Below are 21,570 nucleotides of genomic sequence, written 5' to 3' on the forward strand. Positions count from 1 at the left end.
TGGGGTGTGATGATGACATTGCCCAAGCACGGAGCATGGGCGGCGTTGGCCGCCCTGACTGCGGGCGCCCTGCCCTGGCAGTCGACCACCCTGATGGCGGGCATGCTGGCCGTCTGCACCGCGATGAGCCTGCTAGCCGAGTGGCAGGCGCGAGGCAACCTGGTCACCCCGACCCGCGTCGCTCTCACGGTCCGGATCGTCTGCGGGAACGCGACGGGCGGGCAGACCCTGCGGCTGACCTGGACTGCCGAGGCAGATCGGCACCGACAGCAGCCAGGGACGTGATGTGGGGTCCGTCGAGTCCCGGCCGAAGCTCACCAGAACCCAGGTCGAGCAGATCGAGCAGGTCTACCTGCTCGAGGCCGAGGACCTGCACCGGTACGCCCACTCGCGTTCGTGGGTCCGGGCCTGCGATGCGCAGGATCTGGTGCAGATCACGTTCCACGAAGCCGTCCGCGCCTGGGAGAAGGTCGAGCCCCTCGGTTCCGACGAGCGCAGACGATGGCTGCGTCAAGTGCTCCGGAACAAGGCCGTCGACCTCTGGAGAAAGCAGAAGCGGGTCGATCTGGCCGTCGATGTCCCCGACCTGCCCCCGCCGTCCGACAACGAGACGGCCGAGCACGTGGAGCTGATGATCGCCCTGACCAGTTGCTGGAAGGCGATCGAACAGATGCCACCACGTCGGCGGATGATCGCGCTCCTGGTCTGGGGTGAGGCATGGGAGGTTAAACGCGCCGCCGACCACCTCGGGCTGGCGACGAGCACGGTTCGCGTCCATCTGCGAGAGGCACGTCTACAGCTGAGAGCCAGCGTCGGACACCTGGTGCCGTTCATCGAAGACGAGGAAGACTGGGAGCCCGCGTGATGACCGACAACGAGGAGCGGATGCCGCTCACCTTCGCCGAGGTCTACCGACGCGCCCGCGCCGCCGGGGGAGAGGCGTTCCCACCCTTTGACCTCAGACGTGGCCTGAACGACCTGAGGACCTGGATCGACCGGGAAGTCGACGTCGTGGAAGACCTTCCCTCTGCCGCGGTGCGACGCTCGCAGCCGGAACTGCGGGGGCGCCACGATCTGCTGGCAGAGTTGGTGACCCTGGCGCGCCGACCCGCAGAGGGCGGTCCCGCCGTGCTCGTCGGGGCGGGCGGTTCCGGAAAGTCCACGCTGGCTGCCGCCCTGACCCAGCGGGCGCGAAGCTGGGACCGCCAGGTGTGGTGGGTCTCCGCCGCCGATCCGGCGAACTTCTTCGAGGGTTTGACCACGGTGATGAGCGACCTCGGCGGCTCCACCACGGACCTGGAGTCGATCGCCAACGGGGCGGCTGACGGCCCCGACCGGCTCTGGCGTCTGCTGGAACGCTCGCCCAGAAGCTGGCTGCTCGTCATCGACAACGCCGACGATCCCTGGATCCTTGCCGCAGCGGACTCGCCGGCGGGTGTCCAGGACGGCCGAAGCTGGGTGCGGGCGTCGCAGCGCGGCCTGGTCGTGGTGACGAGCCGGGAAACCGACCCACGCATGTGGGTGGGCGCCCGACTCTTCGCGGTCGGTCAGCTGGATGAGGTCGATGCCGCGCAGGTCCTCCGCGATCTCGCGCCGCAGGCCGGGAACGAGTCCGAGGCCCTGGCCCTGGCGCGTCGAATCGGTGGTCTGCCGCTCGCCCTGCACCTGGCCGGGACCTACCTGGGCTCCGGGCTAGCGCAGTCGCACACCTTCGCCGCCTACCATCGGGCCCTCGGCAGCCGTGAGGGAACCATGGTGGCCCGTACCGCGGAGATCTCTCTGGACGGGCTGGCCCGGCAGGGCATCCCCCAGGCTCGGACGCTACTGCGGCTGGCCAGCTGCTATGCGCCCGAGCAGATCCCGACGCGCATGCTGTCCATGAGCGGCCTGAAGGAGGCGCTCGACGGGTTGACAGGCGTGGGTCTGATCCGCAGCGACTCCGCCGCGATCACCCTGCATCCCGTCGTCACCGCCACCCACCGTGACCGCCTTGAGGGTCCGGAGGTGTGGCGGACCGCAGTCGCGCATCTGGTCGGCGCGCTGGGGGAGCTCAGCCACAGCCAGCCGGAATGCTGGCCGGAGTATCGGCTGCTCAGCCAACACCTGCTGGCCCTGCTCGAAACCGCGGCCGAACACGGGGACCACGAACACCTCGCCCGGCTGGCCGACGCCACCGCCGGTGTGGCCAGGGCCTTCAACCACAGCGGCGCGTTCCGGGCCGCCGGCATGCTGTGCCGGATCGCCCTCGACCGCTGTGTGGCGCTGGGTGAGGAACATCCGGCGGTGCTGCGGGTCCGGCATCAACTCGCCTGGACCGTCGCCAACAGGGGCGATCTGACCCAAGCGGAGACCATCTACCAGGAGGTGCTCGACATCCGACGGCGGGTCCTCGGCGACTCCCACCCCGACACCCTCCGCAGCCGCCACGAGTCCGGGTGGATCGCCAGCCTGCTCGGCGATTTGGCCGAGGCCGAGCAACGCTATCGGGACACCCTTCGCGACTGCGTGCTCCACCTCGGGCCGGACTCGCGGGACACCCTGACCACGCGTCACGAGTTGGCGTACGCGATCGCCCGGCAGGGCCGCCTCGACGAAGCCCAACCGATTTTCGAGGAGGTGCTGCGCGACCGGCGACGTGTCCTTTCCGATCTTGCGCCACAAACCCTCCAGACCCAGCACGCGCTCGCCTGGATCACCGCCAAACAGGACAGATGGGCCGAGGCTGAGGCCCTCTACCGTCGGCTCCTCGACCTGCGTCAGGTGCTCGAGGCCGACCACCCCCATGTCCTGCTCACCCTGCACGAACTCGCCTGGACGATCGCGTGTCAGGGCCGCTGGAGCGAGGCGGAAACCCTCTACCGACAGGTCCTGGAGCGCCGCGACCGCACCCTGGGCACCGACCATCCCGAGACCAAGGCCACCCGGTACGCGCTGGACGAGCTCCTGCGCGGGGAAATCATCGACGCCGAACACCCGGCCTGACCGTTCGGAGGTCCACATGATCACCGAGGAACACCTAGCCGCTGCCCTCGCAGGTCTGCACCTGAGCAGGCGCACCGTCATGCTGCACACCTCACTGCGGTCCTTCGGGACGGTCCTCGACGGCGGTGCCGACGCCATCCTCGACACACTGCTCGACCGGGGTTGCACCGTGATGGTGCCCGCCTTCACGGAACCCCAGTTCGCAGTGGCTGCCCCCACCGACCTGCGTCCGGCCCGCAACGGCGTGGGCTACGCAGCCCTGCCGGTCGACGGCGCCCTGCTGGAGGCCGGTCCCTACCGGGTCGGCTGCGGACTGATCAATCCGGCGCTCGGCCTGCTACCCGCCGTGCTCGTCGGGCGCCCCGACGCCGTACGCGGACGGCATCCCCTCAACTCCTTCGCCGCGATCGGCCCGGAGGCCGCCGAGATCATCGGCGCCCAGAGCCCCGAAGACGTGTACGGGCCGATTCGTGAGCTGGCCGACCGCGATGGGGTGATCCTGCTCGTCGGTGTGGGTCTCGACCGCATGACCGCCCTGCATCTGGCCGAGCAGCGGTCCGGCCGCCGCATGTTCCGCAGATGGGCGCGCGACATCGACGGCGCTATCCGCATGGTCGAGGTCGGCTCCTGCTCCGCAGGGTTCCCGAAGCTGGAGCCCGTCCTCAGTTCTCTCGCCCAGAGCATCATGGTCGGTGCCTCGCGCTGGCGCGCCTTCCCAGCCCGGCAGACCCTTGCCGCCGCCACAGCCGCCATCGTCGCCCAGCCGGACATCACCCACTGTCCTGACGCCGAATGCCCGCTCTGTCGAGACGCCATCGCCGGAGGCCCGATCACCATGGGGAGGATCGCGTGGCGCGACGACGGCCGGAGATAGAGCCGGATCTCGGCGTGACAGGGCTGACACCGGCGGCTGGATCAGCGCCGCGCGTGTTCCGCGCGTGCGGGTGCGCCCACGTCGTGCAGGTGTCGCAAGGCCTGGCGGTAGGAGGTGACGAGACTGGTCTGTACGTAGGCGACGCCGATCTCGGCGCAGTACGCCTGCACGATCGGTTGTGCCTTACGCAGGTTGGGCGTCGGCATACCGGGGAACAGGTGGTGCTCGATCTGGTAGTTCAGACCGCCGAGCGCCGCGTCGACCAGCCGGTTTCCCCGAACGTTACGGGCGGTCAACACCTGCTTGCGGAGATAGTCCTCGGTGCCGGTCGGGTGCGGCATGCCCTTGTGGTTGGGGGCGAAGGTCATGCCGAGGTAGACGCCGAACAGCGCCTGGTGCAGCAGCAGGAAGGCGACGGCCTGCAGCGGCGAGAGCACGAGCACCAGCGCGCCGAGGTAGCCGGCGGCGTGCAGGATCAGCAGTGCGCCCTCCACACCCCGCTGTTTCACCGTGCCGTCACGCAACGCCTTGACACTGGACACCTTCAGGCTGACAGCGAGCAGCGTGAGCAGCGGGAAGAACAGTGCGCCCTGGTGCCGGGTGATGAAGCCCTTCAGCCCGCGCCGGCCGAGGGCCGACTCGGTGGTCCAGACGAGCACCTCGGGGGCGACGTCCGGGTCGAGGTCGTCGTGGTTGGGGTTGTTGTGGTGACGGGTGTGCTTGTCCATCCACCAGCCGTAGCTCATCCCGATGCCGAGATTGCCGGCCAGCAGTCCGGCGACCGCGCTCGGGCGTCTGGTGCGGAACACCTGGCGGTGCGCCAGGTCGTGCGCCACGAGTGCGACCTGGGCGAACGTGACGGCGAGGAACACGGCGGTGATCATCTGCCACCAGGAGGAGCCGATGGCGAAGAAGGCCGTCCAGCCGCCGACGAACATCAGCGTGACGATGCTCAGCCGGGCGACGTAGTAGGCGGGCCGGCGGCGCATCAACCCCGCGTCGACGATCCGGCGGGACAGGACGGCGAAATCACTGCCGGTCGTCGACTGCGACGGGTTCGTGGAAGTCATCATGATCCCAGCAGACCGCCTCGGACGGGCGCTGTCAGGAACGCTGTCTCCCCGTCGAAGGGGGTGCCAGCACCACCGAGAAACGGCGATCGCGTGGGCACAATGACAACCGTGGACATGGCCGGGCCGGACGAGCGGACGTACGAGTGGGCGCGGCGGGGTGTGCGCGCGGTGCTGGCCGGTCTGGCCGCTATCGGCCTGGCCCTGGCCAACGTCGCGCTGCTCGGCGTATCGCTGCTGGCGCTGGTGCTGGTCCCGGTGCCGCTGCTCGGCATGGCGTTGGTGTGCTTGACGACGACGCTGGTCCGGAAGCGGGCGGATCTCGAACGTAGGCGTGCCGCACGGGCCGGGGTCCCGGTGCCACGTCCCTACCATCCGCCCCCGCAGCGGGGCATCGCCGGCGGCTGGCGGCGCTTCCGGTGGATCGTCACGGACCCAGCCACCTGGCGCGACCTCGCCTGGCTCCTGCCCGGCGGGATCGTCGGGGCTGTCCTCGGCGTGATCTCTCTGGCCGTGCCGCTGTACGGGATCATGGGTCTGACGCTGACGCCGCTGTGGATCTGGCTCGGCACCGACTGGTACGGCTACGGTGCCGTCTGGTCCATCGACACGTTCAGTGAAGGGCTGATCTGCCTGCCGCAAGGCGCCGCCACCCTGGCCGGCGGTCTGTGGCTGGCGCCGTGGCTACGGCGGGTCGACGCGTACTTCGCCCGACTCCTCCTGGCACCGACCAAGGCCGCCGAACTCCGCCTGCGGGTCACCCAGCTGACCGTGACACGCGCCGACACGGTGGACGCCCAGGCGGCCGAGCTGCGCCGCATCGAGCGCGACCTGCACGACGGCATCCAGGCTCGGCTCGTCTCACTGGGCATGACGATCGGTCTCGCCGACGAACTGATCGACCGGAACCCGGCCGCAGCCCACGAGATGCTCGCTGAAGCGCGTGAAGCCAGCGGCACCGCACTGGTCGAGCTGCGGCACCTGGTCCGTGGTATCCATCCACCCGTGTTGGCCGAACGCGGACTGGACGGGGCGGTGCGGGCGCTGGCGCACAGCCTGCCCATGCCGATAACGGTCGATGTCGACCTGCCCGGCCGACTCGACACACCCGTCGAGTCGGCCGCGTACTTCGCCGTCGCGGAGACGCTGACCAACATGGTCCGCCACAGCCGTGCCCACACCGGATCGGTGTCCCTGCGGCACGGGGACGGAACACTGACGATGGTGGTCGCCGACGACGGCGTGGGCGGCGGCGACCCGGTGGCCGGTACCGGTCTGCGGGGCATCGAACGCCGCCTCGCCGCCTTCGATGGCACGATGGCTCTGTCGAGCCCGCTCGGCGGGCCCACCGTCATCACCATGGAGTTGCCGTGCGCGTTGTCATCGCCGAGGACCACGCGCTCCTCCGGGACGGGCTGACCCGCATCCTGCGGGCCTTCGACTTCGACGTCGTCGCCGCCGTCGACAACGGCCCGGCCCTGCTGCCCACCCTGATCACCCACCGGCCTCAGGTGGCGGTAGTCGACGTCCGCCTCCCGCCGACGTTCACCGACGAAGGTCTGCAGGCCGCGATAGCGGCTCGTAGCCAGATTCCCGGCTTGCCCATCCTCGTGCTCTCCCAGCACGTCGAGCCCTTGTATGCCCGCGAGCTGCTCAGCACGCCGCACGGCGGCGTGGGCTACCTGCTCAAGGACCGGGTGTCCCACGTCGGTGAATTCGTCGACGCCGTCGGCCGGGTCGCCGCCGGCGGTACGGCCATGGACCCTGAGGTGATCTCGCAACTCCTCGCCCGCCGAGAGCCGCTGGCGGTGCTCACCCCCAGAGAACGGGAGGTGCTCGGTGAGATGGCCGAAGGCCGCTCCAACGCCGCGATCGGGGCCAAGCTCCGGATCACCGAGAAGGCCGTCAGCAAACACATCAACAACATCTTCACCAAACTTGACATGCCGCCCTCAGATGACGCCAACCGACGGGTCCTCGCCGTCCTGGCGTACCTCAACAGCTGATCCGGGCGGGCCCGACGTGAGGTCGAGCCCGCCCGTTTCCGGTCTGGCCTGTTCAGGGTCGGATCTGGCCCTGCACCCTGCCGACCGGCCTGCACTCGAACAGCTTGTCTGTCGCGATCAGCGAGCCACGAGGTTGAATCGCTGGTTGTTGCCGCCGTGGCAGTCGTAGAGCTGGACCTGGGCGCCGTTGGCGGTGCTCCAGACGTCCAGGCAGCGCCCGGACTGGGCATTGCTGATGGTGCCGTTGGAGTTGACGTTCCATTGCTGGTTGGTGCCGCCGTGGCAGTTGTAGATCTGCACGGCTGCGCCGTTGCCGGTGCCGGCCGCGTCCAGGCACATGTTGCCGTACACCTGGAGTTGCCTGCTGGCAGTGTAGGTCCAGGACTGGTTGGCCTGTCCGTGGCAGTCGTAGAGCTGGACCCGGGTGCCGTTGTTGCGGGAGGAGTTCGGCACGTCGATGCACCGGTTGGACTGGACCCCGACGATCTGGGTGGCCGAGCTGGGCGGCGGGGTGGTCGGCGGCGGGGTGGTGGGTGGCGGATCCGTCGGCGGGGGAGAGGTCGGCGGCGGGGTGGTCGGGGTGTCGATCAGCGGGCAGGTGCTGCGGTAGGTGACCACACCGCTGTTGTCCATCAGCGGGCACAGGAACTGGCTGTACCGGGCGTCGTTGTCGACGAAGATCTTCAGGAAGGGCAGCATGGTCCGGATCATCACCGGGTTGGACCGCCCGACCATGAACCCGTGATCCCCGCCGGCGACCTCGACGTACACGCTCTCCGTGGTGGACGGAAGGCTGTTGTACAGGTCGAGGGCGTACGAGGGGGTGACCACCGTGTCGGCCTGCCCGGAGATGACCATCGTGGGCACCCGGTCGTTGGCCAGGTTCGACGACGGCGAGAACGGGGTGATGCCGACCGCCGCCTTCAACGACGGACGTCGCATGGCGGCGCTCAGCGCCCCACCGCCACCCATGGAGTGGCCGGCGACGGCCAGTCGGCTGGCGTCGACCCGGTCGCGTACCGGGCTCTGCTGCGTCAGGTAGTCCAACGCGGCGAGCAACTGGGTGCCTCGGGCGGTGTCGAAGTCGTTACGGCTGTTGGTCTCGATGCCGATCACGACGAAGCCGTGGGAGGCCAGCCAGGGTCCCATCCAGGCCAGCTCGGCGGAGAACAACGCGGTGTAACCCGGGGAGATGGCGATGGCCCCGAAGGTGCCCTGGCTGGTGTCGGTCGGGTAGTAGATCCGGCCGCCGTTGAACCCGTACCCGCTGGGGACGCTGACCGAGGTGTTGGCGAAAGGGCCGCGTTCGGTGGCGACGCTGGTCCGGGTGGGGTCCGGGCCCCGCTGGTACGGGTTGTCAGCGGCCGAGGCCGATCCGGCTGCGACCGTCACGGTGAGCAGCCCGACGGCGGCGGCGATCCCGGCCGCAGCGAGCTTGACCAGCCGTCCCCGCAAGCTGGGCACGCGGTCGCTGGTCACCGCGGGTGGGGGATGGTGTGCCTGTCCTTGCACGGTGGATACCTCCTGGTGGTGGAGTGGTGAAGGGTGGGGCGGGCTCGGCTGGTGCCGAGCCCGCCCGCTCCGGCTGTGCCCGAGCCGGATCTGCACGCCGTCAGCGTTGCAGGGTCAGTACGCCCGGACGGTAGGGCAGCAGGCCGTAGTCGCCGCCGGAGTTGGGGGCGCGGCCCTGGTAGAGCAGTTGCAGGTTGCAGGGGTCGATGGTCATGGTCTGGTCGGCGTTGGAGCGGATCAACTCACCGTGGCTGATGTCGTTGGTCCAGGTGGCGTTGCTGTTGGCCTTGCCGGCGAAGGGGTTGCTCTCGCTGGTGGCCTGGGGGGTCCAGGTGCCGCCGAGGCTGGTGGCGGTGAAGGACCGGAAGTAGCGGCCCTGCGACCCGATGGCCTCGACGATCATGAGGTACCGGTTCTGGCCCTGGAGCTTGTAGACCTGCACGCCCTCGAACAGGTTGTTCGTGGTGTCGGTCATGATCGTGGTGTAGTTCGATCCGAAGCTGCCCGGGAAGTTCCCGATCGGCATGCTGGCCCGGTAGATGCGGCCGTTGTCCCCGGCGAAGAACAGGTACATGTTCTGGTCGTCACCGATGAGGGCCTGGTCGATCGGGCCGGTGCTGGAGTTGGAGATCGACCCGGTGAACAGGGTCTGGGCCGCCGACCAGCTGTTGACGTTGGTGGGGTCGGTCGAGGTCCGGTACGAGAAGGCCGGTCCACCCCACTGGTAGGCGAGTACCCAGATGTTGCGCGGGGCGAAGTAGAACAGCGAGGGCGCGACCGCCGCGAAGGGCATCTGGTTCTGGCTGGCCGAGCCCATCTGGTTCCAGTTCGAGAACAGCCCGAAGTTCATCGAACCCCAGGTGGTGCCGGTGTCGTGGGTGGTGGCGTAGACCAGGTGCTGGCCGTTGTACGGGGCGTGGGTGAAGTCCTTCAACGACACCCAACCCGCCCTCGGCTGCGCGAGCGCACCCGTCGAGGACCACCGGTACGACGACGGCAGGTCACAGCTGGTGCCCGGCGGGGGACTGGTCGGCGGCGGGGTCGTCGGCGGCGGGGTGGTCGGCGGCGGGTTGCTACCGCCGAGGGAGACGAGCCGGAACTGCTGGTTGGCACCGGTGTGGCAGTCGTAGAGCTGGACCTGGGCGCCGTTGGCGGTGCTCCAGACGTCCAGGCAGCGCCCGGACTGGACATTGCTGATGGTGCCGTTGGAGTTGACGTTCCACTGCTGGTTGGTGCCGCTGTGGCAGGCGTAGATCTGCACGGCAGCGCCGTTGCCGGTGCCGGCGGCGTCCAGACACATGTTGCCGTACACCTGGAGTTGCCTGCTGGCGGTGTGGGTCCAGGACTGGTTCGACTGCTTGTTGCAGTCGTAAAGCTGGACCCGGGTGCCGTTGTTCTGCGACGCGTTCGGTACGTCGATGCACCGGCCCGACTGGCTGCCGACGATCTCGCTGGCGGAGCCGGCGGGCGGCGGGGTGGTCGGCGGCGGGGTGGTGGGCGGAGGCGTCGTGGGCGGCGGGGTGGTCGGCGGCGGGGTGGTGCCACCGGCGTTCAGCGCCTCCAGGGTCGAGTTGTACGCCTGCTTCTTGTTGCCGTTGTTGTCGAACAGCAGCGGGGTGCCGTAGGAACGCCAGGAGTCGCTGTCCCGGATGCCCCAGACGGTGATGCCGTTGCAGCGCGGCACCGCGAGGCAGTCCTGGACCACTCGGCGGTAGGTGTCGGCCTGCTGGCTGCCGGAGCCCTCGATGTCCAGCTCGGTGATCTGCACGTCCACCCCGAGGGCGGCGAAGCTGGACAGGGTGGTGCGGTAGTTGCTGTTGTACGCCGACTGGGCGTTGAAGTGCGACTGGAAGCCTACGCAGTCGATCGGCACGCCGCGCTGCTTGAAGTCGCGCACCATGTTGTAGACCGCCTGGGTCTTGGCCCAGGTCCAGTTGTCGGTGTTGTAGTCGTTGTAGCAGAGCTTGGCACCCGGGTCGGCGGCCCGGGCGGCCCGGAAGGCCGCCTCGATCCAGTCGCCACCGGTGCGCTGGAGGTTGGAGTTGCGCCGAGCACCGCTGTTGCCGTCCTCGAACGCCTCGTTCACCACGTCCCACGAGTCGATCTTCCCGCGGTAGTAGGTGGCCACCCGGGTGACGTGGTTCAGCATGGCCGAACGCAGCGCCTGCCCTTCCATCCGCTCCATCCAGGGCGGCTGCTGGGAGTGCCAGGCCAGGGTGTGACCCCGGACCTTCCAGCCCCGGGACAGGGCGTGGTTGACGATCCGGTCCGCGGTGCCGAACGTGAAGTTGTTCTGCTGCGGCTCCAGGGCGTCGATCTTCATCTCGTTCTCGGCCGTGACCGAGTTGAACTCACGGTTCAGGATTCCGGTGTAGACGCCGTCGTTGAGCTTGTGCGCCGCCACGGCGACACCGAAGTACCGGCCGGACTGACCGGCGGCCGCGGCCAGGGTGGACTCGGCGGCGTGGGCGAGGTTGGGCAGCATCGACACGACGAGTACCGCAACTATCGCGGCTGTTCCGGAGAGGGAGAGCGTTCGAAGTCGACGCCCGGAGGGACGGTTCCGGGAGATCATGCAGATCCTCCACTGATGGGATGAGAGCCTCTGTCGCGGATAGGGGCGGCTGCGGTGGCGGCGCCCCACAAATGAGCCCACCCACCTCGCCGGGCTACCGGGGAGGCGGTCGGCACTGGTCACCTGACTAGCAGGTCAAAGGTGGCGGTGAATGCGCCCGATGCGTCCGCCCGATGTGGTGCGGCGTGGAACTGCAGGTGGTGGACGTGTCGCCGGGCGAACGGGTGAGCCGCGTCAGCCGTGAGGCGCCTCCAGGGGCCGAGGACCGTGTTAGCGATCACATCGATTGGTGGCTATCAGGCTGGCAGAAAGTTACCGGCTTTTCAACCGGTAGTTTCGGGAAGTAACCGGTAGCGTTTCGATCGATGCTCGGGACGGCGGACTCGGCGCACCTGGCGACGCGGCATGTGGGCCCGGCCCGTCCCGTTCTCGCTAACGAGGGCAACGTCGTCGGGCGTGTGGTCGTGGGATCCCGAGTGATGGCGGATCGGGTATGCGGCGATCCTGGTGGGCGGGCATCGATACTGAACCGATGGATGAACATCTCGCGCCTGTTCTGCGGGTCGCCGATGCCGACGCCTCCGCCCGCTGGTACGAGCGGCTTGGCTTCGTCAAGCAGTGGGAACACCGGTTCGCGCCCGACCTGCCGCGCTATGTGGGAATCGCCCGAGCGGGCATGCCGCGACCACCTTCGTCAATCCGGTCAGCGGCACCCAGCTGGCGGTCAACACCATCTCCGGACACCGGGACTGGATGGCCACCGAATGCCCCGGCAACGCCTTCTACCCGAAGCTGCCCGCACTCCGGAAGAAGGTGGCAAGCCACCTGCGCTGACCAGCTCGTCAGGCGCGGTGGCGGCGGGTCTTCTCGATGACGTCGCGGCCGTCGGCGTTCTGCTGGCGGGGCGCGTAGCCGGCTTTGCGTAGGGCGGCCGTCGTGTCGGCTGTGGTGGCATGGCTGGCCAGCACGGTGGGGGCGAGCAGACGCAGGTTGAGCTTGTCCAGCCGTTTGTCGGCGCAGATCTGGGCCAGCAGCGCGGTGTCGTCGCTGACCAGGGTGCTGGCGGCGGGCGCGACCCGTACTGATCCGTGCTGGCGGGCGACATCGGCGAGCAGGTAGACCAGCGGCTGCGGCAGGCGGCCTTCGGCGATCTTCGTCAGGGCTCTGGTCAGACGCTGCTCGGTCCAGCCTGCGTCGTACGCGCCGCGTACCGTAGCCGGGCTGAAGCGCCAGGTCGTGGCTACGCCGCGGGACTCGACGACGGCGGTCGCACCGAGGAGTTCTGCTAGCTCTGGGCTCGGTGTTCCCGCCACGACCGCGGTCAGGTCGGCCTGCAGCCGGGCGGTACGAACGACCTCACCCAGGTCGCCGACTGCCTTGGCAATGTCCGTGTCGGCCAGCAGTGCCTGCCCGGCCGGGCTGATCGCGCCCGCACCGAGGATCCCCAGGGTTGCGGCCTCGTCCAGCAGGCCGCGTACGGTCGCGGTGCCGCCGAAGGTCAGCGGCTGCCGCCACCACATCCATTGCGTCGTCTGCTCGAGGTCCGTCGTGGCCCGGTCACCCAACGCCCGCAGCGCGGCCATCCGGGCTTGCGTAGACCAGCTCTGGCGGTGCTCCGGAACCCACGGGCCAGTCTGCGACGACGGCAGATAGTCCAGCTCGCGCCATGCCTTCAGCATCACCGCGAGCCGTTGGTTCAGGCCGAGCTTGAGCCAACGGTCGTACGCGGCCGTCGGGATCACGCGTTCGTCGAGGTCGGCCAGCCTGGCCTCATGGGCGACGGCCAGGAGCAGCCGCACGGTCGGAACCGTCACGCCCAGGGTCTTCGCCGTCCGGGTCAGCTCGCGCGCGCCCACGCCGCCGGCCTTGACCGTAGCCAGCGGCTCACGTCCAGCCCCGTCCAGCAGCGTCGACAACAGCCCGACCACGGCAATGCCCTGGGCCTGTGCGTCGCGGCGCACTGCCGAAGCATCCGGCGTGTGCCAGGCAACCGGTGGTTCCTGCGGCTGGAACGGAGCCCGGTAGCCCACTCCTCGCACCGCGAGCGCGACCTGCCCCGCCAGCTGATACTCCTCCCAGGTCACGCGGTAGACCAGCCCGTGCTCCTCGGCCCAGTCCAGCGGATGCACCTGCCGATAGCGGTTCTGATACCGACTCCGGTGTGCGATGCTGCTGCCGCCGTAGCGGCGGATCTGCCCACCGTCCCGGTCAGCCTCCTCCAACACCGTCCGCGTCGCGCCGGGCATCCGCTTGACCAGAGCGTGCACGTTGTCCGTGTCGAGGAAGAACTCCGCCACCGCCTCCAGCAGGTCCGCCTTGCGGCCCTTCGTCGGCAGCCCCAGGTTGCGTGCCACGACCTTCAGATCCTCGGCGTTCAACATGGTGGCGAGCTGACCAGCGGCCGGGCCGACACCCAGCGGACGGGCGAAGACCTCTCGCAGTACGCCGTTCACCGTGAGCCGGCCCCGTAGCCGCGCGACAAGCCCCGCATCGGCGGCACGCTGCAGGTACGGCGTCGCGTCGGCGCCGACCAACGCCGACACCTCCGCCTCGGTGACCAGGCCACCCAGCGCCAGAGCCGCCTCCAACACCTGAAGGGTCGGCAGGTCAAGGCCAGCAAGCTGATCATATGGACTCACGGCGGCGCTCCCAGGACACACGGCGACGCCCTGAATTCAACCGCACGGACCGTTTCCGCCTGACGCGACCCGCCAGCCGCCAGACTCCGCGCCCGGCGAACTGTCCAACTCCCGCAGGCACCCTGACCGAGCAGCAGGCCGCGGTGCAGCGTTGGGAACGCGAACTGCGCGCGGCGGGCGTTCACCCATGCCGCTCGAAGATCGAGGCGGCGCCATGGTGCGTCGGCGTACCGCAGTCGGACGAGCAGGCGACAGCCGAGCCGAGTGGCCGGTACTTCGAGCATCATGTCAAACTGCTGCTGCCCAGCACGGCGGTCGCCGATCTGGCGGCCGGCGAACGACTTCCGCTCCCACCGGAGATGCTGACCCTGCCCGGTGTCGACGAGCCGATGCTGGCCGCACCCGCCTCGCTGGCGCTGGCATGGAAGCTGCTTCACGGCCGAGACCGTGCTGTCCTGGAAAGTCGACTGGACCAACTTCACCGACGAGTACCCCGGTATCTCGGGTACCGCCGAGCAGTGGACCAGGCGACTGGCCCTGGCCCTCGAACAGGCCTGGACCTGACCACGCCAGAACAGGTCGACGAAACCGGCACCCGCTCCATCCGACTGTCGTGACAGTTGATAGCGCGCGATAGGCGGCAGCAGATCCGCGCGTCCTGTGGTCGTGTCAGATGAGCCGGTCGCGCAGCAGACTGTGTCTGAACTGGTAGACGCCGCCAGCCTGGCGCAGCACTCCTCGCCGATGGGCATCGGCAAGGAATGCCATGAGCGGCCAGGGCAGATCTTTCCGCATGCACCACCACAGCCGCGCGTATTGAAACGGCCCCCATGAGGCCGTCACGAACCCGACCGAGAGGCCGAAGGTGAGCCCGACGGTGAGCCCGAGCATGAGCCCGACGGTGAGCCCGAGCGTGAGCCCCACCAGGAGCCCCACGGCGATCCCGAACGCGATCCCGAAGGTGAGCCCGCACGCCAGCCCGTACGCGAGCCCGTTTGCCAGCGCTCGACGCCGGTCGTTGCGCAGGAGTGTGAGCGGATCAGAGGCGGTGATTTCGGCGTCGCCGCCGTTGAGAGACGTACTGGCTTCGTGGGCGAGCAGAACTATGAGTACTAGCACGAGCGCCGCCACGAATGCGCCCGAGAGCCCTACCACGAGCCAGCCCACCAGCCCCACCACGGGTATGGCCACGAGCCCGGATCCGTTCCGACGCAGGAACGACCGGCTCGACCATCGCCAGATTATCTGCCGTCGAGATGGAGTCATGTTCCCGAACGCAAGCCCGAATGTGAACCCGCCTTCGGCGAGGAACGCGATCCCGCTCGTGAGTCCAAGTATCAGCCCGAGCAGGAGCCCGAGCCGGTGCCCGAGCGCGACCCCGAGCGGGAGCCCGAATGCGAGCCCGATCGCCGATCCGAGTGTGAGCCCGAACGCGGGCCCGAACGCGAGCCGTATGGGACGGGGAAGGGTGTGGACGAGTTCCCACCAGGCTAGGTCGTGAGTGTTGCGGCGGTGCATGTGGTGGGCGAGGTTGCGGAGGTACCGGTCGGCGTCTGCACGGTGCCAGGTGTGGCCTGTGGGGTCTGGCTCGGGAGGATCGGGGTAGGCGGCAGGAATCAGCCGGTCGAGGAGATGGGTGCGGATGGTGACGGTGTCGGGCAGGTCGAGGAGTCTGCCGGGCTGATTGTCGGGCTGGTGGGGGTCGGTGTGGGTGAGGCGGGCGAGGTCGACCCACAGGGGTGCATTGAGGGCCGAGGCCAGCCGTCCGTCGGTGTCGCGGTCGAATGCTGCTTCCCAGTCGCCGGGGCGGTTGGTGGTCCGCTGCAGGTATGCACACGCCACGTCCGCGGCGATGGTGGTGAGTTCCAGTACCGCGGCGGCGGCCATCGTGGTGCCGGGCAGTCCGGTGAGGGTGTCGAGGTACTCGGTGGTGCGGCTGGTCAGCACGAGTGGTTGGTCGGGGTCGAATGTGTTGTTGATGGCTTGGACAGCGCGTGCTCGGCGCGGAGCGGGCATTTCGTCGAGGCCGTCGAGCAGCGGCAGTAGTTGACTGGTGGTGATGGGGCTGCGGTGGCCGTACTCGGTCGCAAGTTGGGCGGTGATCCACTGTTCGAGGGTCTGCTCGTCCGGGTTCCAGGTGGGCAGGCGCAACAACACCGGCACCCGGTCTTCCGGGGTGCGGGCCCGAAGGAGGCGCAGGGCCTCGCGCAACAACAGTGTGGTCTTGCCCGCGCCGGGTTCACCGAGCAGGATGACCCGGCCGCGCAGCCGCTCGTCCGTCAGGACCTGGTGCAGAGCGTCGGGGCTACGCAGATCGAGGCAATCGTCAAGGTTCAGCGGCGTGGGGTCGCCGTCACTGCGAATGTTGCTCCAGTGGTCGGCGATCGGCGGGCCGATCGTGGTCCAGGCGACGGGCAGGGGATGCGGATTGGCCAGCCGGCGACGGTGCAGCTCTGGACGCCACACCTGCTCCACTGCGGTGGCGAGTCCGTCCAACCCCGACGAATCCGCCTGCCCGCCACGAGTGCCGGCAGGGCCATCGGCGGACCGCACCGCCCGGACCGTCAAGGCCAGCCCGAGGAGGCCGGACATGCCTCCGATGATGCTGAAGACCTTGTCGAGCCCCTCCAGCACGTCATTGTCGTGCAAGGATCGGGCCAGCACGTAAAGCACCACACCCAGGATCAGAAGCCCCGCACCCCAGGCAATGCGCCGCCCTCGGCCCCCGACCCGATTGCCAGCCACCACCACACCCTACCTACCGTGATCGATGCGACACGCTGATGATCAGCCCCTATCGGCAGTCGCGGGTGGTGTCGGGGTGGTCGCCTCACCGCCTGGCGGCTGGCTGGACGAGGTCCGGGCCGCCGGACAGCTGGTCAGAGTTGGACGACGTGACCCACCCGTGGCGGCGTGCGGCCTGCGAGGACGTCCAGCCAGGCGTGCCGCAGCGCCTCGGGACCGTTGCCGACCTGCACGTCGAGCCGATCGTTGAGCACCGGGACGAAGCGCTGCCAGGCATCGGTGAACCGTGCGTCCAGGCCGTCGCGGCCCCAGTCCTGGCTGCGCTTGCGCATCTGCACCGGGGCGAAGAAGACCTCCCCGGCGGCGTCGGCGTTGGGGGTCTGTTGGGTGAGCCCGACGGCGATGTCCCGGATCAGCCGGTCGCCGAGATGGCTGCGCAGGGCGGCCCGGGTGGCGGGTGAACCGGACAGGTCCAGGTAGACGGTGGTCACCGGGTCGAGGGTGTCGATGTCGTCGTAGCTGAGCACGGTGTCGTAGCAGCCGAGTGACCGGGTGAAGGCGACATTGCCCGGCGAGGTCAGGCCGATCAGGCGCGGTCCGCGACCGTGCAGTTCGAAGGCGGCAGCGTACGCCGTCTTGCTCGACGCCGAGGACAGCACCAGCGACTGCGCGCCGTAGTGGTCGTTGTCGATGATCTGGTCGGCGAGCATGAAGGAGGTGAAGAACAGCGGCCGGAACAGGATCAGCAGGTCTTCCTGCTCGGCCCGGTAGGCGGGGTCCCCGGTGGTCGACCGGTACGCGTTGTACGGCGAGGGCAGGTCGACCCGGTGGCCGCTGGCGTCCCGGAACCCGGTGGCGTCCACCCGCTGCGGGCGTACCACCAGATGGCCGGCGGGCGGGAGGTAGCCGTAGACCCGTTGGCCCGGCTCGACCCCGGCCACGGTGGAGGCGGTCACCTCGGCGAAGCCCCACAACGGCGGCAGCCCCCACCGACGGTCCAGCCCTCGGGCCTCGGGTGGGAAGAACTCCCAGTAGCGCATCGCCTCGCCGAGCACCGCGTAGGTCACGTTGTTGGCGGTCAGCCCTACCCGGTCCACCCGCAGCAGCGCCTCCCCGTCGGCCAGCGCGGGCACGGAGTTGTCGACGAGAGTGGTGTCAGCGAGGTCGGCACGGGCCACGGCGAAGGTCCACGAGTCAGCCATGAGGTGACGCTAGGCAGACACCGGCCGTGAGACAAGTGCACTGGGAGTGCAAAATCCCACTCGATGGGGATCAGCTTCCGGCGTGCCGCAGGAGTGCTGCGTGGTCATCGTGGGCGCGGCGTCTTCGATGGACATGGCGGCCAGGGGGCGAGGCAACAATTATGGAGTTCTGCGCCGAGAATCGCTCGGCAGGCAACAGGAGGACACGTGGCGGTCGTGGTGAAGGACGTTCCCGAGGCCAAGCGGTACGAGGCGTCGCGTTCGTCCACACCGAGGTGTCGCCGGAGTACGAGGGCAGGGGAGTGGGGGCGGCACTGGCCCGCGCGGCCCTCGACGAGGCCCGCACCGCGAACCTGCGGGTCCTGGCCACCTGCCCGTTCATCGCGGGCTGGATCGCCCGACACCCGGAGTACCAGGACCTGCTGTACCAGTCCCGCAGCAGGGTCAGCGACTGAACACATCTCGGGTGCGTACGCGGCGGTGAACTCCGTAGAGTGTCGCGGCATCAGCGTGTAGCTCAGTTAGCAGAGCACCGGGCTCGCATCCCGGAGGGCGCGGGGGCGGGGCCCGCCACGCTGGCGTGAGCGACAACGACATCCGCGTCGGCGTGAGCTTTCCCCTGGGCCAGTTGGCGCGTGCCCTGACCACCGCCGGGACGCATGAGGATCCGGCCGCCCGGCAGCGGGCGGAGCAGCGGGTACGCCGCTGGCAGCAGGTCGTGGACGGGATGGCCGCAGGAACGCTGGACATCGGTTCGCGTACCCCGATGCGGGGCCTGCCGGTGTGGGTGACGCCGGAGGTGCTCCACGGCGGCTTCGCGACCGGAACGCCGGCCGCCGGCGGCGCGCTGCGCCCGGACGAGGCCGACCGGGCGCGGCGGTGGGGCCTGCCGGCCGCGCGCCGGGTCCTGTTCTGGTCCTGGCTGACCGATGCGGGCCTGGCGGAACTGGGCGAGCTGCTCGACAGCGGTCGCTACCGGGTGGAGTACGCGGAGGAGGCGGCGCTGCCGGTGGTGGCGTGGTTGCTGCGCGCTGGAGCAGCGGCAGCCACGCTCGCCGGCCGGCGACTCGCGGGCAGCCTGTACGCGCGGTACTACGACATCGACTACCCGGCCGTCGCCGCGATCGACCTGGCGAAGCAGTGCCTGGACGAGGTGCTGCGGCTGACGGCACGCATCCACCACAACCCCCGCCCGCTGAGCACCGTCAAGAACACCGCGTACGCCTGGCGGCACATGCTGTTCTTCCTGTCGCTGTCCACGGGCGAGGAGCAGGCGGCCTTCCTGGCCCACTCCGCGCAGCGACTGGCCGCCCAGCCCGACCACGTGCGGACCCGGCTGGCGCCGGCCGTGACCGGGCTCGGGCACATCGTCGGCGGCGGGACCTTCGATCCGGACGGCCGGGCCGGTACGGGCCGACGACTGCTCGGCTGGACCACAAGAGAGCACTGGATGCTCGGCCCGTCACCCCGGGGGCATGACTCACCGTCACCGCGTGATCGTGGTCCGTGGCCGTTGCCCCTGTTCGGTCGCATTTGCCTACGCCCGCCGACCGCCGCGCCAAGTTTCACCAGGTCAGCCCCTTGACCATCACCAGACCGCCCGCCTATGTTCAGTGATGTCTACAGACCAACGCGGACATCAGTGAACAAGCGATGGGAGCGGCGTGGCCACGGCTCAGGAACTCACCCCCGCGGCGATCAGGGCTCTCACCCGAGAGGTCTCGCCGGCTGAAGCCGAGGCCCTGCACGAGCAGATCTCGCAGCTGATGCGGCAGCGCATCGAGTCGGGTGAGTGGCCGGAGCACCTGAAGTTGCCGGCGGAGCCGGAGCTGGCGGGCGCGCTGAACGTCTCGCGGGGCACCGTCCGGCGGGCGATCCGGACCCTGATCGAGGCCGGCCTGCTCAAGCAGACCCGTGGCAAGGGCACCTTCGTACGCGGGCAGATGCTGGAGCAGGAGTTCGCCCAGGAGCTGATCTCCACGGCGCAGAGCCTGGACCGGGAGGGCGTGGAGTACCAGACCCAGGTGCTGTCCGCCCGGGTCATCCAGGCACCGAGCCACATCGCCGCCCACCTCGGTCTGCCCGCTGACGACCTCAGCGTGCTGGCCATCCGGCGTACCCGATCGGTCGCCGGTGAGGTGGTCTACCTGCTGGACAACTACCTGCCGACCGTCCTGTGCCCGGATCTGTCCCCGCAGGTCCTGCAAGACCGGTCGTTGTTCGGAGTGCTCGAACACGACTACGGCGTGACCGTCGACTCCGTGCGGCGTACCTTCTCCGCCATTCTCCCCGGCGACGAGGTCAGTGACGCGATGTCGCTGCGCCCGGGCGTCCCCGTCCTCTACCTCGAACAGATCTCCTACCAGTCCAACGGAGACGCCGTCGAGTACTCCGATGTCTGGGTACGCGGAGACCGCGTCCGGATCTCCTCCTGGATCAAACGGTAGGCATCCGCCCACCGCCCCCCATCTCGCACCACACCCCCCACCCCCACGCGCCCCGACGGTGGTCCTCCACCGCCGTCGATGCGTGCTGTCAACAGGAGACATCATGCGAAACGAGGCTTCATTCAGGTTGTCCCGCCGGGGTTTGCTGACCGGCGCCCTGGGCTTCACCGGCGCGCTGGCCCTCGGTGCCTGCGCCTCCCGCGAAGGCGACACAGGCACCCCTGGCGCCACGACAGGCGCCCAGACACTCGGCGCCTCCGGCATGGAATGGGACCGCTTCAAGGGCGAGACCCTCAACCTCCTGCTCTGCGAACACTGGTGGACCTCCGCGGTCAGCAAGCGGTTCTCCGAGTTCGAGGCCCTGACCGGGATGAAGATCAAGGCCAACACCCTGTCCGAGGACAGCTACTACCAGCAGGCCCTGGTGGCCCTCTCCTCCGGCGCCACCACGTACGACGCGCTGATGGTGGGCAACCTCCAGGCCGGGCAGTACATGAACGCCGGGTGGCTGGAGCCGCTGGACACCTACTTCGGCGGCGGTGGTCTGGTCAACGCCGACTGGTTCGACACCAACGACTTCTTCGCACCGGCCCGCAAGGCCAGCAGCCTCAACGGGGAGCTGATGGCCCTGCCGCTGTCCGCCGAGGCCGGGGTGGTCATCTACCGCAAGGACCTCGCGACCCAGGCCGGCATCAACGGGTTCCCCACCCAGGAGAGCCTGGTCGACGCGAGCGCCAAACTCTCCGCCGCCATGGAGCGCCCCTTCGCCGGCCGAGGCCGCCGTGGTCTGGACATCGTCTGGACCTGGACGAACTTCTTCCTCACCCAGGGCGGAGAGTTCTACAACGGCAACACCCCGACGGTCGACAGCCCCGAGGCGGTCGCGGCCACCGAGCTGTACGTGCAGCAGCTGCTCACCAAGTACGGCCCCAAGGGTGCCTCCAACATGAGCTGGCTGGAGGCCACCGGCACGGTCAACGAGGGCCGGGCGGCCCTCTACACCGACGCCAGCGGCCTGCTGTCGGTCGTGCTCGACAAGAACAGCAGCAAGCACACCGACCAGATCGCGGTGTCCCGGTGGCCCGGAAGCGCCGCCGCCAAGGCCGCCCCGAACTACTGGTACTGGATGGCCGGCATCCCCAAGGCCTCCCGCAAGAAGGAGCAGGCCGCCCTCTTCTACGCCTGGGCGATGAGCAAGGAGACCGCCACCTCGGTCAGCTCCGAGTCGGGCAGCCCCTCGGCCCGCGAGTCCGTGTGGTCGAACGAGGACTTCCTCTCCTTCTACCCCGGCGACATGTCGACCGAGATCGTCGCCAACCTCCAGGCCGTGCAGCCGGACCGGGTCCCGTACGCCCGGCCCACCTTCCCGAGCGAGGCCGACGCCCTCTCCCTAGAACTGATCAAGGTGCTGGTGGACGGCAAGGACCCGAAGCGCGCCATGGCCGACGCGGCTGCCGCGATGGCCCGAGCGGGCCGATGAGTCGCCGTCCCGCCGGCCCTACCCGCCGGCGTCGCCCA

Annotated in this window: 17 protein-coding genes and 1 tRNA gene; 12 read left to right on the plus strand and 6 right to left on the minus strand. The window is 69.2% G+C overall.

The features are described 5' to 3' along the window. The first annotated feature begins 12 nt into the window (after positions 1-12). Genes OIE53_RS06810 through OIE53_RS06825 form a run of 4 tightly spaced genes read left to right on the plus strand, consistent with a single transcriptional unit; the run spans position 13 to position 3,856 of the window. Positions 13-285, plus strand: coding sequence for a hypothetical protein (locus OIE53_RS06810; RefSeq protein WP_327025716.1), 273 nt, complete (start codon positions 13-15; stop codon positions 283-285). Between the two features lies 1 nt (position 286). Then, on the plus strand, positions 287-865 hold the full coding sequence (locus OIE53_RS06815) for an RNA polymerase sigma factor (protein ID WP_327025717.1): 579 nt from the start codon (positions 287-289) through the stop codon (positions 863-865). Further along, the gene (locus OIE53_RS06820) at positions 865-2,982 is read left to right on the plus strand and encodes a tetratricopeptide repeat protein (protein WP_327025718.1); all 2,118 of its coding nucleotides are present in this window, start codon (positions 865-867) and stop codon (positions 2,980-2,982) included. The genes OIE53_RS06815 and OIE53_RS06820 overlap by 1 nt, the downstream gene beginning before the upstream one ends. A 16-nt stretch (positions 2,983-2,998) precedes the next feature. Continuing rightward, the gene (locus OIE53_RS06825; protein ID WP_327025719.1) at positions 2,999-3,856 is read left to right on the plus strand and encodes an AAC(3) family N-acetyltransferase; all 858 of its coding nucleotides are present in this window, start codon (positions 2,999-3,001) and stop codon (positions 3,854-3,856) included. 41 nt (positions 3,857-3,897) lie between these two features. On the opposite strand, the gene OIE53_RS06830 is transcribed toward OIE53_RS06825, so the two are convergent. After that, positions 3,898-4,929 (minus strand): fatty acid desaturase family protein, encoded by a 1,032-nt coding sequence (locus OIE53_RS06830; RefSeq protein ID WP_327025720.1) that lies wholly within the window; start codon positions 4,927-4,929, stop codon positions 3,898-3,900. A gap of 99 nt (positions 4,930-5,028) precedes the next feature. Between OIE53_RS06830 and OIE53_RS06835 the strand changes: the two genes are divergently transcribed. After that, entirely contained in the window at positions 5,029-6,345 is a 1,317-nt protein-coding gene (locus OIE53_RS06835; protein WP_327025721.1) for a sensor histidine kinase, read from the plus strand. Then, the gene (locus OIE53_RS06840) at positions 6,297-6,932 is read left to right on the plus strand and encodes a response regulator transcription factor (protein WP_327025722.1); all 636 of its coding nucleotides are present in this window, start codon (positions 6,297-6,299) and stop codon (positions 6,930-6,932) included. The genes OIE53_RS06835 and OIE53_RS06840 overlap by 49 nt, the downstream gene beginning before the upstream one ends. 117 nt (positions 6,933-7,049) lie before the next feature. Here OIE53_RS06840 and OIE53_RS06845 read toward each other — a convergent pair whose 3' ends face one another. Together OIE53_RS06845 and OIE53_RS06850 are read right to left on the minus strand one after the other, a co-directional pair. Beyond that, positions 7,050-8,411: a poly(ethylene terephthalate) hydrolase family protein gene (locus OIE53_RS06845; protein WP_327025723.1), complete on the minus strand. Its 1,362-nt coding sequence runs from the start codon at positions 8,409-8,411 to the stop codon at positions 7,050-7,052. A 133-nt stretch (positions 8,412-8,544) separates the two neighbouring features. Then, positions 8,545-10,929 (minus strand): non-reducing end alpha-L-arabinofuranosidase family hydrolase, encoded by a 2,385-nt coding sequence (locus tag OIE53_RS06850; RefSeq protein ID WP_327027108.1) that lies wholly within the window; start codon positions 10,927-10,929, stop codon positions 8,545-8,547. Positions 10,930-11,551: 622 nt separating this feature from the next. On the opposite strand from OIE53_RS06850, the gene OIE53_RS28415 reads away from it, so the two are divergent. Then, entirely contained in the window at positions 11,552-11,893 is a 342-nt protein-coding gene (locus tag OIE53_RS28415; protein WP_442791380.1) for a glyoxalase superfamily protein, read from the plus strand. On the opposite strand, the gene OIE53_RS06855 is transcribed toward OIE53_RS28415, so the two are convergent. From OIE53_RS06855 to OIE53_RS06865, 3 genes are all read right to left on the minus strand, one after another. Then, positions 11,862-13,562, minus strand: a complete 1,701-nt coding sequence (locus OIE53_RS06855; RefSeq protein ID WP_327025724.1) for a helicase-associated domain-containing protein — start codon at positions 13,560-13,562, stop codon at positions 11,862-11,864. The two genes, OIE53_RS28415 and OIE53_RS06855, sit on opposite strands and share 32 nt — an antisense overlap. A 765-nt stretch (positions 13,563-14,327) precedes the next feature. Continuing rightward, entirely contained in the window at positions 14,328-16,334 is a 2,007-nt protein-coding gene (locus tag OIE53_RS06860; RefSeq protein ID WP_327025725.1) for an NACHT domain-containing protein, read from the minus strand. A 203-nt stretch (positions 16,335-16,537) separates the two neighbouring features. Then, on the minus strand, positions 16,538-17,605 hold the full coding sequence (locus OIE53_RS06865) for a DUF2855 family protein (protein WP_327025726.1): 1,068 nt from the start codon (positions 17,603-17,605) through the stop codon (positions 16,538-16,540). A gap of 275 nt (positions 17,606-17,880) precedes the next feature. Here OIE53_RS06865 and OIE53_RS28420 point away from each other — a divergent pair, with 275 nt between their 5' ends. The 5 genes from OIE53_RS28420 (at position 17,881) to OIE53_RS06890 (ending at position 21,532) form a co-directional block, all read left to right on the plus strand. Further along, positions 17,881-18,060, plus strand: coding sequence for a GNAT family N-acetyltransferase (locus tag OIE53_RS28420; RefSeq protein WP_442791381.1), 180 nt, complete (start codon positions 17,881-17,883; stop codon positions 18,058-18,060). A 51-nt stretch (positions 18,061-18,111) separates the two neighbouring features. After that, a tRNA-Ala gene (locus OIE53_RS06875) sits at positions 18,112-18,184 on the plus strand. A 1-nt stretch (position 18,185) separates the two neighbouring features. Then, positions 18,186-19,190 carry a hypothetical protein gene (locus OIE53_RS06880; protein ID WP_327025728.1) on the plus strand — a complete coding sequence of 335 codons (1,005 nt, stop codon included), beginning with the start codon at positions 18,186-18,188 and terminating at the stop codon, positions 19,188-19,190. A gap of 79 nt (positions 19,191-19,269) precedes the next feature. Further along, positions 19,270-20,052: a GntR family transcriptional regulator gene (locus OIE53_RS06885; protein WP_327025729.1), complete on the plus strand. Its 783-nt coding sequence runs from the start codon at positions 19,270-19,272 to the stop codon at positions 20,050-20,052. 103 nt (positions 20,053-20,155) lie between these two features. Beyond that, positions 20,156-21,532, plus strand: a complete 1,377-nt coding sequence (locus OIE53_RS06890) for an ABC transporter substrate-binding protein (RefSeq protein WP_327025730.1) — start codon at positions 20,156-20,158, stop codon at positions 21,530-21,532. Positions 21,533-21,570 lie beyond the last annotated feature (38 nt).

It is taken from the genome of Micromonospora sp. NBC_01739 (assembly GCF_035920385.1).
In the GTDB taxonomy this organism is placed as follows: Bacteria; Actinomycetota; Actinomycetes; order Mycobacteriales; family Micromonosporaceae; genus Micromonospora.